Below are 18,231 nucleotides of genomic sequence, written 5' to 3' on the forward strand. Positions count from 1 at the left end.
ATGAAAAGTAAATTATTTGTATGGCTTTTTGTAGCGCTGCTGCCCTTGATGTCATGGGCGCAGACGAAGAATAATGTTTCCGAGGTGAGAGATTACCGGGTAGTAGACGGGAAAATCATTATAACGTGTGTCGTGAACGGCGTGGATGCCGATTTCGTGTTAGATCTGGCGGGACAGACGGCTATTTTGCCGGAGTACGTGGAGAAGTTGAATGTTGACCCGGATAGCAAAGGAAAACTTCCGTACGATACATTCCAATTCAAAAAAATACTGACGTCTAAAGTGGTGTCGATTAATTCGGTTTCTTTCGGGAATAGCGCTTTCGCTAACGAACTTGGAGCTTTTGTGCTGGAAGATGAGCCTTATCTGCGGGAATTGGGTGTTGCCGGTATCATGGGGGGAGCTCTTTTCCGGGGTGTCGTTTTAACCATCGATTCCCGCAGGAAAAAGATTACGATGTCACTGCCTTATCGTCCAGCTTACATGAAATTGGATCATCGTGCGAATGCCAAGTTATTGCAAGGAGTCGGGATGGAATGCCCGGTAATAATAGACGGCATGGCTTTTTCTTGTATACTGGATACCTGGAACCCGGGATTGGTGGAATTGAACGAGGCTGATTTTACCCGTTGGAAAGGAGAGCCCGGGAATGCGGTATCGGTGTATAACGGGTATGGCAATACTCCGGTGTCCAGCCAGACAAAGGTGGCGTCACGATGTGATTTTGTACGGGAATCTTTTCAAGGAACGGTGATTCCCGTGAATGGTTCTCTCGTGCGTTCCGTGGTAGGAGCCGGTATATTGGAATACGGGATTCTTTCGGTGGATTTTTCTCGACAAACAATTTATTTCCAGCCTTTTGACTTGGTGGAAGTGAAGGATGAGGTAGCGGAGAAAAAAATCGTGATAGAACCCGGGAAATTAAACGAGATCACGGGAATCTATTTCCGGGAGAATATCCATGATTATAAGAACGGGACCGAGTTCACGTACAAGGGTGACAAGCCGGTTGTGATTGATTTTTGGGCTTCGTGGTGTGGTCCTTGCATGAGATTGTTGCCCGTGATGGAGCAATTGGCGGAAAAATACAAGGATCAGGTGATATTCCTGAAGGTAAATGCTGATAAGGAAAAAGAATTGTGCAATAAATTCAAAATAAATGCGTTGCCTACCTTGTTCTTTTTACCCGTGAATGGCAAGCCTATTATCGAAATCGGGGCAGAGCCTGCAAAGTACGAGAAGATTATACAAGAGCAATTGTTGAAATAAGCACTCGTGATAGCTTAGAATCTATATTGAGAAGTAAGCGCTTCACTTCTTTTGGAATGCTTAAAAGTCCCTGAACGGATTTTTAAGCATTCCTTTTTTGGTGGTATGATAATTTCTCCTAATTTTGTAAATATGGATTTGAGATGAGAGAGTTGTTAATTATTAGAAATAAAGCGAGTGGATAATTCCGGGAAAAATAAGGATCAGGAAATATGTATCGTGTTGTGTTCCAAAAGCCAGAAGGGGATGGATATGCTATTTGATGTATACTATAAGCCTTTGGTTGTTTGGGCTGATACCTTTTTACGGGATTTGAATTTGGCGGAGGACGTGGTGCAGGATTTATTCGTTTCTATTTGGAAAGATAAGGTTTACCTGAAATTCAAGCCGGAGACGTTGGCTTCTTTTCTTTACGTGTCTGTGCGTAACCGTTGTTTCAAGCGGATAGAAAAACGGGATGTTTTTCGGAATGCTTTGGAGTTGGATCACGTGAATTTGGCTTTCGAGGAGTATAATGAACGGCATGATCAGATCGTGTCGAGAGTGTTGGAAGAAATGGCATTATTGCCGGAGCGGAGCCGGGAAATAATGAATTGCGTTTTTCTGGAAGGCTTGAAATATCGCGAAGTGGCGGAGCGGTACGGGATCTCCGTTTCCACTGTGAAAACGTTGCTGGGTAACTCCGTGAAGAAGCTAAGAGAGCGGTTGGATAAAGAGCTGTTCTCGGGCTTTTTGTTTTTCTATTGTCGTCGGGAATAGTGTTATTGATAGGGTAGAAATACCCGCTTGCAAAAGTAAGGCTTTGGTGTGGCGATAAAAAATAATTTGAAAAAAAATTGTAAATCCATTAGACCTTTTTGAAGTTTTCCGGTATTATGCATGAAAACAAGTTGAACTATGGAAAAAGATTTAATGGGTCAGGAAAAGGAAACACTACTGCTGGATTATTTCAACGGGGAGTTGGATGACGTGCAGGGTGCTGCTGTCGAGCGGTGGCTGGATGCTGATCCCGCGAACAGGGAGGAGTTCGAGCGTTTGGTGAAGGACTGCTTGCACATCCGATGGGCACGGAAGGAGCAATTGGTGGATGCGATGACAGGGAAGAAGTTGGTGTCACGTCGAATAAGCAGGATAAAAGTGCGTCGGGTGTGGTATGGTGTGGCGGCTTCGATAGCCATCCTTGTGGCGATAGGCGGGATGTATTTGGTCAATAAACCTTTGCCCGAAAAAAAGTCGATCGCCCGCAATGAGGTGATCCGTCATGGATTCCCGCAAGCGAGGCTCGTGCTTTCTTCCGGTAAAGTTATTGATTTGGCGGACAATGAAGACTCGATCTTGGAACAGGATGGTTCCGTCGTGAAGATGAAAGATGGTAAGGGAATCGAGTACAATACGGAACAAGCGGGAGTAGCAAATCAAGTGATATATAACAAGATTATCGTGCCAAGAGGGGGAGAGTTTTTCGTGACGTTGGCAGACGGCACGGAAGTGTGGTTGAATGCTGATTCGGAGTTAGAGTACCCGGTGAAGTTTACTTCCGACAAGCGGGAAGTACGCTTGAAGGGGGAGGCTTATTTTAGCGTGAAGAAAGACACGGAAAAGCCTTTTCTGGTACGTTCCGGGGAGTATCAGCTGAAAGTGTACGGCACGGAGTTTAACTTGAATACTTACAAGAACAACGAGATTCAGGCGGTACTGGTGAAAGGTTCGGTCGGTTTTAAGGCGAATCGTACCGCGGAGGAAGTGCGGTTGAAACCGAGTCAACTGGGAGTGGCGAATGAGGTGACCGGGAAAACGGAAGTGAATAATGTTGACGTGTATCCTTATATCGCCTGGAAGAACCAGGATGTGGTGTTCGTGAACGAGCGGTTGGAGTCGATCATGGAAAAGGCGGCACGTTGGTATGACGTGAACGTGTTCTTCCAGAATGAATCGCTCAAGGACTTGCGCTTCTTCGGGAATATGCAGCGGTATGCCGATATTCAGGAGTTGTTGTTCTTCCTGGAGAATACCTCGGATGTACGTTTCAGCGTGAAAGATAGAACTGTAGTAGTTAGTGGTAAATAAAAAACGGAGAGTTGTGGCGACTCTCCGGATTGTAGTAATCCGATAACAACATCTTGGGGGATGCGGTTATCATGTTTAACACAAAAATTCTTATACAAAAGTATGAAAAAAAAGAGAATGTCGTGCCTCTTTTTGGGTCGAGTGCGCGAAAAAATTTGGAAAATTATGAAATTAACTGTCTTTTTGATCGTGTTTTTCGTGTTCTCTGCTGTTGCGGAAGGCTTGGGGCAGGAACAGAATGTGACGTTAAAATTAACAAAAGTTAGCTTGTACGAGTTGTTCGATGCTATTCATAAGCAGACGGGGTTGCGTTTCTTGTACAATGCGGAACAGATGCAAGAGATTTCCACGGTCGACGTGGATGTCGAGAATAAGAAAGTGAAAGAGGTCTTGGCGGATGTACTTGCTGGTTCTTCTCTTACTTTCAAGTATGACAAGGATGTGGTGATGCTAGTGAAAAGAACTGCGGTAGCCCAACAGAAAAGCGTGAAGATCTTCGGTTTGGTGACCGACGAGAAGAAAGCCCCGCTACCGGGAGTTACAGTGATGGTGAAGGGCTTGACGGTAGGCACCGCCACGGATAAGGACGGGAAGTATCGTCTTCAGATCCCTAATCTGGAACAATTCTCTTTGGTCTTCTCTTTTGTCGGGATGGAAACCGTAGAGGTGAAGTATCAGGGGAAAGACACCATCAACGTGGTGATGAAGGAGGAGTTGAACACGATGGAAGAAGTTGTGGTTACCGGTTATCAAAATATCAATCGCCGGGATATGGTGGGGTCTTATAATACCATGAAGGGAGATGATATTATGATGCCGAATTATAATTCTCTGGATCAAATGTTGCAGGGACGTATGGCAGGAATGATCGTGATGAACACGAGCAGCCGCGTGGGAACGAGTCCCAAAATTCAGATTCGAGGCGCCTCTACTCTGTTGGGGAATACCGATCCTTTGTGGGTGGTAGATGGTATTATTCAGTCAGATCCGATCACGTTGAATGCGACGGCTGTGATGACGCAGGATTTGTCCACGATTATCGGGAATCAGATTGCTTGGTTGAATCCGCAGGATGTTGAAACGATCACGGTGTTGAAAGATGCGTCTGCCACGGCGATTTATGGGTCGAAGGCTTCCAATGGGGTGATTGTAATTACCACGAAACGGGGAAAAGTTGATCGGATGACCGTAAATTACACGGGAAATTTTTCGTTTACAACACGCCCCACGTATGATCGTTTCAATTTGATGAATTCCCAGGAACGGGTGGCGTTTACTGACGAAACGATAGAGGAAGGTTCTTATTATACGTATAGGCCTATAAAACAGATGAATGTTTACGAGGGACTATACCGGATGTTTCTCGAGAGAGATATTACGGAAGCGGATTTTCTGAAGCGTAAAAAGGAGCTGGAAAGCGTGAATACGAATTGGTTGAAATTGCTTACCCGGAATGCTTTCAGCCATAAACATAGTGTCAGTGTTTCTGGAGGGTCTGAAAAGTTTACTTATAATGCGTCTATTGGGTATTCGAAAGAGAACGGTCAGGAGATTGGTAATGACAAAGAAATGTATACCGGGAGAATTGCTTTCAATACGAAATTACGGAAAAATATTACTTTGGATGTTACCGCAAACGGAACGTCGATGATCACGAACGGTTTTGGTCCTGGCGTAAATCCCATGGATTATGCTCTTTCCACTAGCCGTGCAATTCCGGCTTATGACGGGCGTGGGGATCTTTTGTTTTACCAAAACCGGACAACTTACACTTATAACGGAAACGTGGAATCGCTAGGATATAATATTATTAACGAACGAGATAACAGTGGCTCTGAAGTACGTAATTTTACGATAGCTTCGTCTGTTGATTTCAAGTGGGAGATTATTAGTGGTCTGACTTACCAGTTTACCGGTGGATATAGCCGCTATACCAAGAGTAATGAAGTTGAGGCGTTGGAGCGTACATATTATATCGCTAAAAATTATAGAGGATATGATTATGGAAGTAAAAGTACGGGGGATCCGGAATTTAAAGCTGCCATGCTGCCTTATGGCGGTTCTTTGTACACGAACGAGATCACGCAAGCTTCTTATAACGTGCAGAATAAATTATTATACACGAAGACGTTTAATACGGATCATCGCATAAATGTGATGTTGGGGATGGAAGTGCGTTCTAACCGTAATATGACAATTGAGAATATGGTATGGGGATATATGCCTGAACGAGGCTATAAATTGGCTCGTCCCACGGATGCGGATAAATTGGTGCCGATTAATGCTCCTTATTCTACCCCGAAGCCATTGGGACCATTGGAAGATATATATAATACACTTCGTCCTTCTTGGGGTAAGAGTGACCAAACGGATAATTATTTTTCGTGGTTTGGGACGTTGGCTTATTCTTACAAAAACCGCTACGTGTTGAATGCCAATATTCGTAATGACATATCAAACCGATTTGGTCAAGATGTAAAGAAACGTTTGGACCCAACTTATTCATTCGGTTTGTTATGGCGGGTTACCGAGGAGTCTTTTATGGAGTCAACGAGCAATTGGATCAATAATTTGGCTTTTCGTGTGACTTACGGTATTCAAGGGAACGCTCTTTCGAATAAATCCATGGATTTGATTTTAAAGATGGAGGGTGTCGATGCCGTTTATAACCAATATTATTCGTCTATTAACGACATTCCTAATCCCCATCTGTCCTGGGAACGTACGACCTCGTGGAATCTTGGCGTTGATCTGGAACTTTTCAAGATTTTTAATGTAACCGCAGAGTATTATACTCGTTCGTCAAATGCTATCGTGAGTCAGGATGTGGCTTATGAATACGGGAAAACTTCATTAGATCTCAATGGGGGAATGATTGATAATAAGGGGATGGAGTTTACTGTTGCTTTTACTCCTGTCCGGACAAAAGATTTTGCTATAAGTGTCAGTTTGAATTCATCTAAAAATTGGAATAAGGCAAAGTCAACGGTGAAAAATCCCAAATCAACAGAGCTGGTTACCGCATTTACCGATAGGTTACAAAAGGAAGGGTATCCCGTGGGAAGTTTTTGGTCGTTCTCGTTTAAGGGGTTAAGCCCGGAGGATGGTCGCCCGCTATTTAATTATTTTGATGTACCAGAGGAGGAACGGGATGCTAATATGGACCCGACAAAATTTATGGTTTGGTCGGGACAGAAAGATCCTTACTTCACGGGAGGTTTGAATCTCGGAATACGTTATAAAGGGTTTACATTGAATACGGATTTTGCTCTTTTGCTGGGAGGCAAAAAGCGTCTTCCGAGCCCGTATAGTTCTTTTATGTCCGGAAAAGTACCTGACTCTTACCAAAATCTTAGCCGGGATTTATTGAAACGTTGGAAGCAGCCGGGAGATGAATTGAAAACTAATATTCCGGCATTGACTCGCGGAATTTCAGATCCGAGAATAACAGCTCCGGATAATTATTCGACAAACTGGTATTGGTTTTGGGCAAATTCGGATGTTTTGGTCGTGGATGCTTCTTTCCTGCGGTGTCGTGGAATTAACCTGACTTGGAATATGCCATTGGATTTGTGCAAACAGGTGGGAATCAAAACACTTGCCTTGAGTGCCACGGTGAATAACGTGTTCGTGATCGCCAGTAAGCGTTTTGACGGTTTTGATCCGGAATTGTCGACACAAAGCGTGATTCCACAGACCTATTCTTTGGGTATCAATATAGGATTTTAAATGTATGAACAGATGAAAAAGAATTTATTATTAATAATTGTTATTCTTGGATTGATGGGCTGTGATAACTTTTTGGAGCCCAAATCCGATACCTTGTATATTCCAAAAGATGTTACTTCTTTGGATGAGATGTTACTGGGAAGCGCTTATCCCCGCCCGACCTCAACTTCGGTGGTAATAAGTGCTGGACTTCAGTTGTTGGATGATGATGTCACTTGTACGTCGGCATCTGGTGAAGTTTCGAGTTATAATGAGCCAAAAGTGAATAGCGTGAGGTATATTTATTCGTGGCAACCGAATATGTTTGAAGAGGCGGCGAAGGTTAGCATGATGTATAGAGGTATGTGGGAGTCCCAGTATAAATTGATTTTGGGGGCAAATGGGGCATTGGACTACGTGGATGGTGTCGATGGCACGTACAACGAGAAAACGCTGGTGAAGGCACAAGCATACGCATTGAGGGGGTTCTATTTTTTCAATTTGGTGAATATCTTTGGTGAACCTTATAATCATAACCCAAAAGCACTTGGAATCCCCTTGAAATTGAACAGTGGGGTGGAACAAGAAGATATTGCCCGCAACACGGTCGAAGAGGTTTATAAGCAGGTGCTGGAAGATTTAGGAGATGCGGAAGAGCTTTATCTCTCTTTGCCGAAAGATATGCAGCATAAAGCAGATTTACGTACGAGTTTGCCGATGGTACAATTGCTGAAATCAAGAGTGTATCTTTACATGGAAAATTGGAAGGAAGCCGCCCAATATGCCAAAAAGGTAATTGATGATTGGGATTTTGCTTTAATTGACCTTAATACCTTGGAATTGTCGACCGGAACTAGAACTTATTACCCGTTTATAACTAGGGAATCATCCGATGTGATATGGTTATTTGGTCAAGGTGGGGATATTACGAATTACTATTCATTAGAAACAGTTGGAGCGGGGTACACTTATCGAAAGATTTTTAACGCTTCGGCGGAGTTGACCGATGGTTTCAAGGAGGGTGATTTGAGAAAAGAATGGTATATTTTTAGAGAATCGTATAGATTCCCGGACGTGTTTTTAGCTCACGGTAAAATTAAAACCTCTTCTTCGACAGGAATCCTACTAGAAAATAATGCATTCACGCAAGCGTTTCGTTTGGCAGAAGCTTATTTGAATTTGGCGGAAGCGGCAGCAATGGATGGAGATGAAACAACAGCATTGAAGGCGTTGAACGATTTGCGGGAGAAACGTTTTACTCCCGGTGCTCCGGATGTAGAAGTGTCAGGTTTAACAGGAAGTGCGCTGGTTGACAAAATCAGGCAGGAACGCCGATTGGAATTGTGTTTCGAGTTTCATCGTTGGTTTGATTTGCGTCGTTATGGAATGCCATCTATCAAGCACGTGTGGAATGATGGAAAAGGACCGGTTGAGTACGTGTTACAGGAAAAGGATCCCGGTTATACATTGCCTATACCTGAAGTAGTGATGAATCAAAACAGGGCTTTGATACAAAATAAGTTGGCAAGCCCGAGATAATGTCTGATGTAAAAAATGGAATTTATGAGATATATCGTATTAATATTATTGACTTGGGGATTACTGGCTTCGTGTAACGATGAAGACACGATAATTCCGAGAGAAGCAGAAGTCGTACTTCGTTATGAATTCCCACAAGGTACGAATGAATGGGATGAGATCGCGAAAGAAATCAAGGAAAAACATGATGTGTATTTGATTTACAAAGGGTATTCTTCCTTGGATTTTAGTCGAGCTTGGACGGTTTCCTCTGGAACCAATTATTTCGGGGAATCTTTGACGGATGAGAAAGCCAGCGTTCACGTGAAATTTATGAAGGAGCATATATTTGATTATTTACCTGTAGAATTGACTCGTACAGTTTTGCCTTTATATTATTTTTTGATTGATAATTACCGGACAGAAAAACTCAATTATTCAGGGGGTATAGATAAAACGAATGTTACTAACTCTGCTGACGGATTAGATTATTGGGCGAGCTCGATCTATACGGAAAACTTGACAGAATTTCCCTCTACATGGGAGAAATTGAGAGAGCATCGGACAAGAATTATGAGGCAATTATTGGAGGCTGCAATTAATCGCGAGCGAATAGTTATTCCAGCTAGTTTTAATGAGGGATTTGATTACGTGAAAGCAATAAATTCATGGAATACTAGCGATCCTGATTATTATGTGAAGCGCGGGTTTTTAGGCTCTTTAAATGTGGATGCATATAATTTCGGAAGTATTTATAATATTACTAGTACAAATCCGACTTTGAATTTCCTGACTTACGTTTTCTTGGGAATGCGTTACACGGAAGAGGAGTTTCTTGCTAATTCTTTGGCTACTTACCCGTTGGTCGTGAAGAAACGCCTGGAAGTCATCAATTACATGAAAGAGAAGTATCATGTAGATTTGGAGGCAATAGCACGAGGTCCGGAACTTTAATTATGTGTTTTTTTCATTTCACAATAAATGTCGGTAGGATAACTACCGGCATTTAGGAGAGAATTGTATGTTTTTCAATTATATATGAATTTTATTTTAAAATGAATTTTATGAAAAGATGGATGTTAATATTGTTGGTAGCCGTACTCGTGCTACCCGTTAGCCAAGAGGCTTTGGCATCTTCCCGGAAGAAGAAAAAGGCGACCGTGGAGAAGAAGGAAACGGCTCCCGCCCAGACGGAGTATGACAAATTACTGAAGAAGCCGGGGAAAGTGACGGCTACAAGTAATTTTATCACGTTGCACAAGTTGAACGGGAAACTTTATTTTGAAATTCCGTTGAAATACTTAGGACGGGAGATGTTGTTGGCTTCTACGTTGACCGAAACTTCAAGTGATCTGATTGGCGGAACCGTGGGTTACAAGCAGCAAAATCCTTTGCACGTGCGTTTCGTGATGGGTGATAGTTGTCTTTATTTAAAGAAAATTACGACATCGGCAACCGTTGATCCCGGTAACGAGGCTTTGCAGAATGCTGTTGACCGGAGTTTCAGTGATGCCATCGTGGGAAAATACAAGATCGAGACTTATAATAACGACCGAACTGCCGTGGTGATCGATATAACGAGTTTGTTTACCACGGACGTGAAAGACTTCTCATTCTTGCCTAACATGGGAATGCTTACCGTGAAAGGTGATTTCCGTAGTGATGCTTCGGGTTTGGATGAAATCAAGAGCTTCGACGATAACCTGGTCGTGAAATCTTATATGTCATATCGGGTGTCGGTTGGTTTTTGGATCATCACGTTATTGAGTGATGTCCCCGTAACCGGTAAAGTGACCCGTTCTTTGGTGTTGTTGCCGGAAGATAAAATGCGTCCCCGTATTTCGGATTCACGCGTGGGTATTTTCAATACAACCAAGCAACACGTTTCCACGAGAGAGGATGGAATTCAGGTATATTCGCTAGCTCATCGTTGGCGGTTGGAACCCAAGGATATGGCTGCATATCAACGGGGTGAATTGGTGGAACCGGTCAAACCGATCGTGTGGTACGTGGATGATGCTTTCCCGGCGGAGTGGAAAAGCCCCGTGAAGAAAGCTATCTTGAGATGGAACAAGGCTTTCGAGGCAATCGGTTTCAAGAACGTGATGCAGGTACGGGATTTCCCGAAAGACGATCCCGAGTTTGACCCGGATAATATTAAGTACACGTGTATCCGTTATTTGCCCTCAACGACGGAAAACGCAATGGGACCGTCTTGGATAGACCCGACGACAGGTGAGATCGTGAACGCTACCGTGTTGATTTATAACGATGTGATTAAATTGCTAAACAACTGGCGTTTTGTTCAGACTGCACAAATCGATCCCAAGGTAAGGACAAAAAAATTGCCGCAAGATGTGATGGAAGAGGCGATGATTTATGTCGTGGCTCACGAGATCGGTCACACGCTTGGGTTCATGCATAATATGGCAGCATCCGCTTCTTACCCGGTTGATTCTTTGCGTTCGGCATCATTTACCCAGAAATACGGGACAACGCCGTGTATCATGGATTACGCCCGTTTCAATTACGTGGCTCAACCCGGAGATAAAGGTGTGAAGTTGACTCCCCCGGATTTGGGTGTTTATGATTATTTCCTGGTTAAATGGAACTATCAACCTATCCCGCAAGCAAAGGATATATGGGAAGAGCAGGCTACGCTGGAAAGTTGGGTAGACGAGAAAGCCGGTGATCCGAGATTCCGTTACGGAAGACAACAGATATTGTCTCGCTATGACCCGAGTGCTATCGAGGAAGACCTGGGTGATGATCCGATCAAGGCAAGTACCTATGGTATCAAGAATTTGAAGTATATTTTGCCTAATTTGGAACAATGGATCGAGGATGATGCGGATTATAGCCACCGGGCAGACCTGTATAAGTCGATCGCGAACCAGTATTTCCGGTATATCACGAATGTTTCTTATAACGTGGGTGGTATTTATTTGACGGAGATCAAGGAAGGTACTCCCGGGGAGCGTTATGTAGCGGTTCCGAAGGATGTACAAAAGGCTTCTTTAGCTTGGTTACTGAACGAGTACAGAAATGCAGATTGGTTAAGCAAATCTCCTTTGTTGAAGAAATTCCCGATGGGAGTGGATATGACTACGGTATTGAGAACAAGATTGGCAGGAAACTTGACGAAATTGAAAGATAACGTTGTTCTTTCCGCATACATCGCTTCCAATCCTTATACGGTAAAAGAGTTCTTGAACGATTTGTATAACGGTGCCTTCGAGAGCGCAATCAAAGGTAAGAAGTTGACGGACGGTGATAAGTTATTACAAAGTACACTCGTGGATCTCGTGATCGCTCCTTTGGCTGACAAGAAAGAATCGGGCGGGTTGTTTGGCTTGAACTCGGCTTATGCCCCGAGTCTTGACGAGATATTGGCTTATGACCTTGATCCTAGCGGGTTGGTTGGTCGTTTCGAGGATCAGCTTCGGGCTATCGAGCAAGAGCATGGTGCGGGGTTCATCGCTTCACAGTTGAGATTGGACGAATTCGGAGCTCCTGGGTATGGTTTCTTGCAAAAAGTGGACACGAAGGCGATAGACAATTCCACGGTTTATTTGATAGACCTAGCATTTAAGGCTCAAAAGTTGGTTAATAGTAAGTTAGCTACTTCCACGGGAGAAGACAGACTCCATTATCAGGCTTTGGCTGCTAAGATCAATAAGACGTTGAAAAATAATAAATAGATGTTGTTTTAATGTTTTGTGAAAAGGGGCTGTTCAATACAGCCCCTTTTATTTCTAGGTGGTGTGATGCCTGTCTGCTATTTTGTTTGTTCTGCAGAATGTTTTATATTTGTCGGGAATCCAATGAAGAGAAAGAAAAGGAGTATAATTTGATGCGGGAAGAAATTTACCGGGAGATGTATTTGGCTATACAAGAATTACCGGATCGTTGCCGAGAGGTTTTCGAGTTACACTTACGGGGAAAAAAGAATGAAGAGATTGCCGAATCGCTTGATTTGCCTGTGCAAACGGTGAAAATGAGCAAAAGGGAAGCTATCGCCTATTTGAAGAATCGTTTAAGAAATAGGTTCTGTTGGTTTATTTTCATGCATATAATTTAAAATTGTTGCCTGTTATTGAATAAGGAAAAATTTTTAACTTTGCAAGAGGAATAAGTGGGAAAGGTGGTGCAATTTAAGGCATGGTATGTAATTAAAGCATAAAGGACAATGGGGAGATCCGTGATGAACAGGCAGATTTGCGATTTGTTGAATGCGCATGACCAGAAAGGGATGAAGCTTCTGTTTGAGGCTTATTATAAATCTTTGGTTTCATGGGCAAACACTTTTTTGAATGATCTGGATCTGGCGGAGGATATTGTTCAGGAGTTTTTTATCGCGTTATGGAACCAGGAAATACACCGGGAATTGAAGCCGGATACGCTTGCTTCGTTTTTACGGGTATTGGTGCGTAATCGGTGTTATAACCGGATGGTGAAACGGGATGTTTTCAGCCGTTTCGTGGGGTTGGAAAGAATTGAATGTATATTTGAAGAATATGATGATTCCCGGGATCAGGTGGTGGCGAAGGTGATGGCAGAGATAGATCTTTTACCCCCTCGTAGCCGGGAAATATTGAATTGCGTTTTTGTCGAGGGAATGAAATACCGGGAGGTGGCGGAACGATATGGCATATCTGAATCGACCGTAAAAACTTTATTGGGAACATCCGTACGTAAACTTCGGGAGCGGATGGGACGGGATGGATTTGCCGATTTTTTACTTTTCTATTGCCGGTATTGTTAAATTTTTGAATTCAGTTCATTTTTTTTGAAAAATCACTAGACTTTTTTCTCCTCTTTTTTGTACTAAGTATGAAAAATGAGGTGATTTATGAAAAAACTAAAGTTAGATCAGGAGATAGAGGATTGGTTGGTTGCCTTTTTTAATGGAGAATTGGAAGAGGCGGAAGAAGAAAACGTGAGCGAGTGGCTTAAGAAATGTCCGGAAAACCGGGAGGCTTATGACGTGTTATTGGAAGATTACTTGCGAGTACGTTGGTCACAGGAAAATGTCCGGATTCGGGAAGACCGGGCAAAGAAAGTAATTTTCTCATCCTTGAAAAAGAAGCGGCATCCGTGGTTATATTATAGTGCGGTGGCATCCGTCGTCCTGTTGCTTGTCTTTGCCGGGATTTTATTCACGAGGGAGAAAACGAACGTGTTACCGCAGGGAGCGGTTGCCGCGGAGATAAAGCCGGTTCGTTCACAGGCTGTTTTGGTCTTGTCATCCGGAGAACGAGTGGAATTGGCTTCTTCGCATTTAGAAATTCGGGAACGGGATGGCTTGATCGTGAAAGTGGATAGCAATTCTGGGATTCGTTATGATTCATTAGCAACGGAAGTAACTGAAAAAGTAGAGTTGATTTATAATAAAATCATTGTTCCGCGAGGGGGGGAATATTTCGTGACGTTGAGCGACGGGACGAAGGTATGGCTGGATGCTGAGTCGGAATTGGAGTATCCTGTTAATTTTAGTGTGGATTGCCGGGAGGTAAAGTTGAAAGGGGAAGCCTATTTTAGCGTGACTAAGGATAAGGGAAAGCCTTTCCTTGTACAGTCCGGGGAGTATGGCGTGCGGGTTTACGGGACGGAATTTAACGTGAACGCGTATAATCCCCGACAGATTGAAACGGTGTTGGTGGAGGGGACTATCGGTTTCAAAGCGAATGTTTCGTCCGAGGAACGTATGTTACAACCGAATCACTTGGCTGTCGTGAATATGGAAACGGGGGTGAGCGAGATTCGCAAAGTGGATATTTACCCGTATATCGCATGGAAAAATCAAGATATCGTGTTCGCGAACGAGCGTTTGGAGTCGATCATGGAGAAGGTGGCACGTTGGTATGATGTAGTGGTGTTTTTCCAGAACGAGGGGTTGAAGGATTTGCGCTTCGATTGTAATATGCAGCGTTACGCGGATATCAAGGATTTGTTTTTCTTTATGGAGAAGACGTCAAATGCCTGTTTTTCTATAAACGGAAGGACGGTGACCGTGAGTAAAAAATAAGTGATGAAATAGATTGAGCCCTTTTCATCACTTACGTTAACCCAATAGATAGGTATCCTTAACCCATACCTATCAAGTATTAATAGTTCAATTACAAATGTATGAAAAAAAGAGAAATCATGTGCCATTTTTTTGATAAGGCACATAAAAAATTTTGGATGATCATGAGATTATGTGTCATTTTTGTGGTTTTTCTGGAGTTTGCGACTTTTGCCAATGGAGTGGCACAAGATCAGGTCGTTAGCTTGAATTTGAAAAACGTGAGTTATTACGAGTTGTTCAGTGAGATTCACAAGCAGACGGGGTTGCGTTTTATTTACAACACGAACCAGTTGGAGAAGATGTCGCTGATAGATGTGCAGGTTCACCGGAAAAAGGTTGCCGATGTATTGAGCGAGGTACTCGCGGGAACTCCTTTCACGTGTTTGTTTGACAACGAGGTAGTTATGCTGATTCAGCGTGAGGATGAAGACAAGAAGGGATTTACGATTGTTGGGAAGGTGGTGGACGAGAAGAAGGAGCCTATGCCGGGGGTAACGGTGAAGGTTGGGGGCACGACTTGGGGTACTGCCACTAATGTCAAGGGTATCTTTCTGTTGGTGTTGCCTATTCAAAAAGGGTCGTTGGAATTTTCTTTCGTGGGGTATAAAACGAAAGTCCTTCATTTCACGGAAAATAGTGCGCAAGATACGCTGCACGTGGTTCTGGAGGAGGATACGAAAATGATCGATGAGGTGATCGTGACGGGTTATCAAGACGTGAAAGAAAAAAGTATGGTGGGGGCTTACCAAAAAGTGAAAGCGGAAAACTTGGTGATGACCGGAGGAACGACCTTGGAACAGATGTTGCAAGGGATGTTGTCGGGCGTGATGGTGCTAAACACGAGTGGTTTAACCGGGACGAGGCAAAAAGTCCGGGTGCGGGGAACTTCCACTTTGTTGGGGAATGCGGAACCGGTATGGGTGGTAGACGGGATTATTCAAGAGGATCCGTTACCGTTCGAGAGTTCTGTTTTGACGGATATTAGTAACGATAACATGGATATGATCAAGAATTTTATCGGGGGTGCGGTGTCTTGGTTGAATCCTCATGATATCGCGGATGTTACCGTGTTGAAAGATGCAGCGTCGACAGCCATTTACGGAACAAAGGCGGCGAACGGGGTGATCGTTATTACCACGAAAAAGGGTGAACGAGGGCGTTTGTCTTTGTCGTATAATGGTGGAATTAAGATTGGGGAAAGGTTGAATTATAATAAAATGGAGATCATGAATTCGAAAGAACGTGTCGATTTATCCCGCGAGGGGTATCTGCGCGGAGCATTGATCGCGGATGAAAGTATCGGGTATAACGGGTTGATGTTAGCCTATAAAAGGAGAGAAATATCATTTGATGATTTCAACCGGGGGGTGAAAGAGTTGGAGGCTGTTAACACGGATTGGTTTGATATACTTTACCGTACGCCATTTTCACACAATCATAATTTAAGTATATCGGGAGGGGACAACCGTTCAACCTATCGTGCCTCCTTGGGTGTATCGAACACGTTGAATACGGCGAAGGGGAATGAACAGACGAATTACACGGCCAATCTGTCCATGAGTTCTTCATTTTGGGAAAAATTGATTATTAATCTTGGTTTAGCGGGAAGCGCAAGTGACACGAAAGCGTTTGCCAACGGCGTGGATCCTTTTGGTTATGCGATTAACACGAGCCGGGTAATTCCTTGTTACAAGGACGGGGAACTTTTTTATTACACGAAGGGGGGATACAGGTATAATATTTTGAAAGAGTTGGAGAGTTCCGGTAATGAAAACTCGATGACGTCCCTTCATCTTAATTTCAATTTAAGATGGATGTTGGTGGAAGGATTGACTTATACGACTTCGTTAGGATATGGCAGTACTTCTTCGTTCGGGAAAAGTTGGTTCACGGATCAATCAAATTATATTGCCGCTATTCGTGAGTATGAATATGGAGCATATAGCGTTACCGATAGAGAATTTCAAAATTCGAAATTACCTTACGGGGGCGTGTTGGATGCAACCGAGATGAGAAATCGCACTTATAATTGGCGTAACCAGTTGGAATTTGTCCGTTCTTTGGGCAAGCATGTATTTTCTGCGATGGTCGGGCAAGAGTTGTCCAGCAATAAGTATAAAGGGTACGCTGCCACGGATTACGGTTATATGCCTAATCGAGGGGAAACATTCGTGGCTCCGCCGGCAATGTATGGAGTAGATAGAAAGATAGCAAATGATAAAGCCGTGCAATCTCCCGTGTTGACGGATAGATTGACTCGTACGCTTTCGTTTTACGGTGCTTTGAGTTATACTTATGACGAACGTTATGCTTTGTCCGGTACGATTCGCATGGACGGTTCCAATCGTTTCGGGCAGGCAGAAAAAGAGCGTTTCCAGCCCGTGTGGTCTGCCGGCTTCCGTTGGAACCTGACTCGCGAGCCTTGGATGCAGCAACAACGTGTATTTAATGACGTAAGTTTGACCTGTTCTTACGGTTTTCAAGGGAACGTGGCGGAAAGCGTGAGCCCGAATTTGATAACCAAGTTGGAGCGATTGAATTCTTCAACCGGGGAGTTTTCCATGACGATTTCTAAATATCCCACGCCAAATTTGAAATGGGAGAAGACACGGACAATTAACCTGGGGCTTGGTTTTAGCGTGTTGGGAGGAAAAGTAAATGGTTCGTTCAACTATTACTATAAGAAAACGACGGATTTGATTACAAGCCGGGAAGTCCCTTACGAGAATGGAAGATCCAGCATGACGATAAACGGGGGAGATATGAAAAATTCGGGATGGGATTTGTCGGTAAGTTTTGTGCCCGTGCGGACAAAAGATTTTGTATGGAGTGTTGGTTTGAATACCGGAAAAGTGCGCAATCAGGTGAATTGTGACATGGAACCCACGGGGCAATGGGAAGAGGCCACTTCAGGAAGCTTGAACAAAAAGGGGTATGCCGTGTCCAGTTTCTGGGCATTCCGTTTCACGGGATTGAACGAGGAGAACGGGGGACCGGAGTTTGATTTTACGGCCCGGGGAGAGGGTGACTCGGAATTGGATATCACGCGGTATATGGATTACGCGGGAAAGACAGAACCGGATTTCACGGGAGGTATAAATATGTCGTTCCGTTATCGTCGGCTCACTTTGTCAAGTAATTTTTATTTGAGCGTGGGAAACAAAAAGTTTTTGTCTTCACCTTATTCTGATTTTACCCGATTGCCGAGCGAGTACGAGAATGTTTCTTCCCAATTGAAGAAACGTTGGAGAAAGCCGGGGGATAAAACCGTCATTCCTTCCATTCCTTTGCCGGATAATAGCAATGTCTTTTTCCCGTTCCCGGATTTGAGCACGCGTCTTTATCCTTATGAAGCATGGGCTTATTCGACGGTACGCGTGGTGAATGCCTCTTATTTGCGGTGCAGTAATATATCCTTGTCGTACACGTTCCCCGAGAATTGGGGTGGAAAGTTTATTCAAAATATGAGTATTTCTTGCGTGCTGTCGAATCCTTTCCAGATCGTGAGCAAGGATTTCGAGGGACGCGACCCGGAAGTGGCTTCGGGGATGCAACCGTTGTCCCGGGATGTCAGTTTGAACGTGAGTATCAGTTTTTAA

The 18,231-nt window shown here is 43.7% G+C and carries 11 protein-coding genes; all 11 read left to right on the forward strand.

The genetic code is table 11. From position 1 onward, the window contains the following. Positions 1 to 1,269 (forward strand): thioredoxin domain-containing protein, encoded by a 1,269-nt coding sequence (locus BN8899_RS09205; RefSeq protein ID WP_065219188.1) that lies wholly within the window; start codon positions 1 to 3, stop codon positions 1,267 to 1,269. Positions 1,270 to 1,446: 177 nt separating this feature from the next. After that, positions 1,447 to 2,028, forward strand: a complete 582-nt coding sequence (locus BN8899_RS09210) for a sigma-70 family RNA polymerase sigma factor (protein WP_018337828.1) — start codon at positions 1,447 to 1,449, stop codon at positions 2,026 to 2,028. A 138-nt stretch (positions 2,029 to 2,166) separates the two neighbouring features. Next, a complete protein-coding gene (locus BN8899_RS09215; RefSeq protein ID WP_065219189.1) occupies positions 2,167 to 3,336 on the forward strand; it encodes a FecR domain-containing protein in 1,170 nt (389 codons plus the stop codon). Between the two features lie 165 nt (positions 3,337 to 3,501). Further along, the gene (locus BN8899_RS09220; RefSeq protein ID WP_231932309.1) at positions 3,502 to 7,065 is read left to right on the forward strand and encodes a SusC/RagA family TonB-linked outer membrane protein; all 3,564 of its coding nucleotides are present in this window, start codon (positions 3,502 to 3,504) and stop codon (positions 7,063 to 7,065) included. Between the two features lie 12 nt (positions 7,066 to 7,077). Beyond that, positions 7,078 to 8,583, forward strand: a complete 1,506-nt coding sequence (locus tag BN8899_RS09225) for a RagB/SusD family nutrient uptake outer membrane protein (RefSeq protein ID WP_065219453.1) — start codon at positions 7,078 to 7,080, stop codon at positions 8,581 to 8,583. Between the two features lie 24 nt (positions 8,584 to 8,607). Beyond that, positions 8,608 to 9,516, forward strand: a complete 909-nt coding sequence (locus BN8899_RS09230; RefSeq protein ID WP_148375350.1) for a hypothetical protein — start codon at positions 8,608 to 8,610, stop codon at positions 9,514 to 9,516. Positions 9,517 to 9,626: 110 nt separating this feature from the next. Further along, positions 9,627 to 12,263, forward strand: a complete 2,637-nt coding sequence (locus BN8899_RS09235) for a zinc-dependent metalloprotease (RefSeq protein ID WP_065219191.1) — start codon at positions 9,627 to 9,629, stop codon at positions 12,261 to 12,263. A 98-nt stretch (positions 12,264 to 12,361) separates the two neighbouring features. Then, positions 12,362 to 12,643 carry an RNA polymerase sigma factor gene (locus BN8899_RS09240; RefSeq protein ID WP_231932310.1) on the forward strand — a complete coding sequence of 94 codons (282 nt, stop codon included), beginning with the start codon at positions 12,362 to 12,364 and terminating at the stop codon, positions 12,641 to 12,643. Positions 12,644 to 12,751: 108 nt separating this feature from the next. Beyond that, positions 12,752 to 13,327 carry an RNA polymerase sigma factor gene (locus BN8899_RS09245; RefSeq protein ID WP_018337821.1) on the forward strand — a complete coding sequence of 192 codons (576 nt, stop codon included), beginning with the start codon at positions 12,752 to 12,754 and terminating at the stop codon, positions 13,325 to 13,327. Between the two features lie 87 nt (positions 13,328 to 13,414). Then, positions 13,415 to 14,590, forward strand: a complete 1,176-nt coding sequence (locus BN8899_RS09250) for a FecR family protein (RefSeq protein WP_065219192.1) — start codon at positions 13,415 to 13,417, stop codon at positions 14,588 to 14,590. 101 nt (positions 14,591 to 14,691) lie between these two features. After that, positions 14,692 to 18,231: a SusC/RagA family TonB-linked outer membrane protein gene (locus tag BN8899_RS09255; protein WP_065219193.1), complete on the forward strand. Its 3,540-nt coding sequence runs from the start codon at positions 14,692 to 14,694 to the stop codon at positions 18,229 to 18,231.

This window comes from Butyricimonas sp. Marseille-P2440 (genome assembly GCF_900091675.1).
Classification (GTDB): Bacteria; Bacteroidota; Bacteroidia; order Bacteroidales; family Marinifilaceae; genus Butyricimonas; species Butyricimonas synergistica.

What these genes read in the sequence shown, in the direction of transcription:
- BN8899_RS09205 (WP_065219188.1), top strand. Translation starts at nt 1, where the DNA reads ATGAAAAGTAAATTATTTGTATGGCTTTTTGTAGCGCTGCTGCCCTTG.
- BN8899_RS09215 (WP_065219189.1), top strand. Translation starts at nt 2,167, where the DNA reads ATGGAAAAAGATTTAATGGGTCAGGAAAAGGAAACACTACTGCTGGAT.
- BN8899_RS09220 (WP_231932309.1), top strand. Translation starts at nt 3,502, where the DNA reads ATGAAATTAACTGTCTTTTTGATCGTGTTTTTCGTGTTCTCTGCTGTT.
- BN8899_RS09225 (WP_065219453.1), top strand. Translation starts at nt 7,078, where the DNA reads ATGAAAAAGAATTTATTATTAATAATTGTTATTCTTGGATTGATGGGC.
- BN8899_RS09230 (WP_148375350.1), top strand. Translation starts at nt 8,608, where the DNA reads ATGAGATATATCGTATTAATATTATTGACTTGGGGATTACTGGCTTCG.
- BN8899_RS09235 (WP_065219191.1), top strand. Translation starts at nt 9,627, where the DNA reads ATGAAAAGATGGATGTTAATATTGTTGGTAGCCGTACTCGTGCTACCC.
- BN8899_RS09240 (WP_231932310.1), top strand. Translation starts at nt 12,362, where the DNA reads ATGTTTTATATTTGTCGGGAATCCAATGAAGAGAAAGAAAAGGAGTAT.
- BN8899_RS09245 (WP_018337821.1), top strand. Translation starts at nt 12,752, where the DNA reads ATGGGGAGATCCGTGATGAACAGGCAGATTTGCGATTTGTTGAATGCG.
- BN8899_RS09250 (WP_065219192.1), top strand. Translation starts at nt 13,415, where the DNA reads ATGAAAAAACTAAAGTTAGATCAGGAGATAGAGGATTGGTTGGTTGCC.
- BN8899_RS09255 (WP_065219193.1), top strand. Translation starts at nt 14,692, where the DNA reads ATGAAAAAAAGAGAAATCATGTGCCATTTTTTTGATAAGGCACATAAA.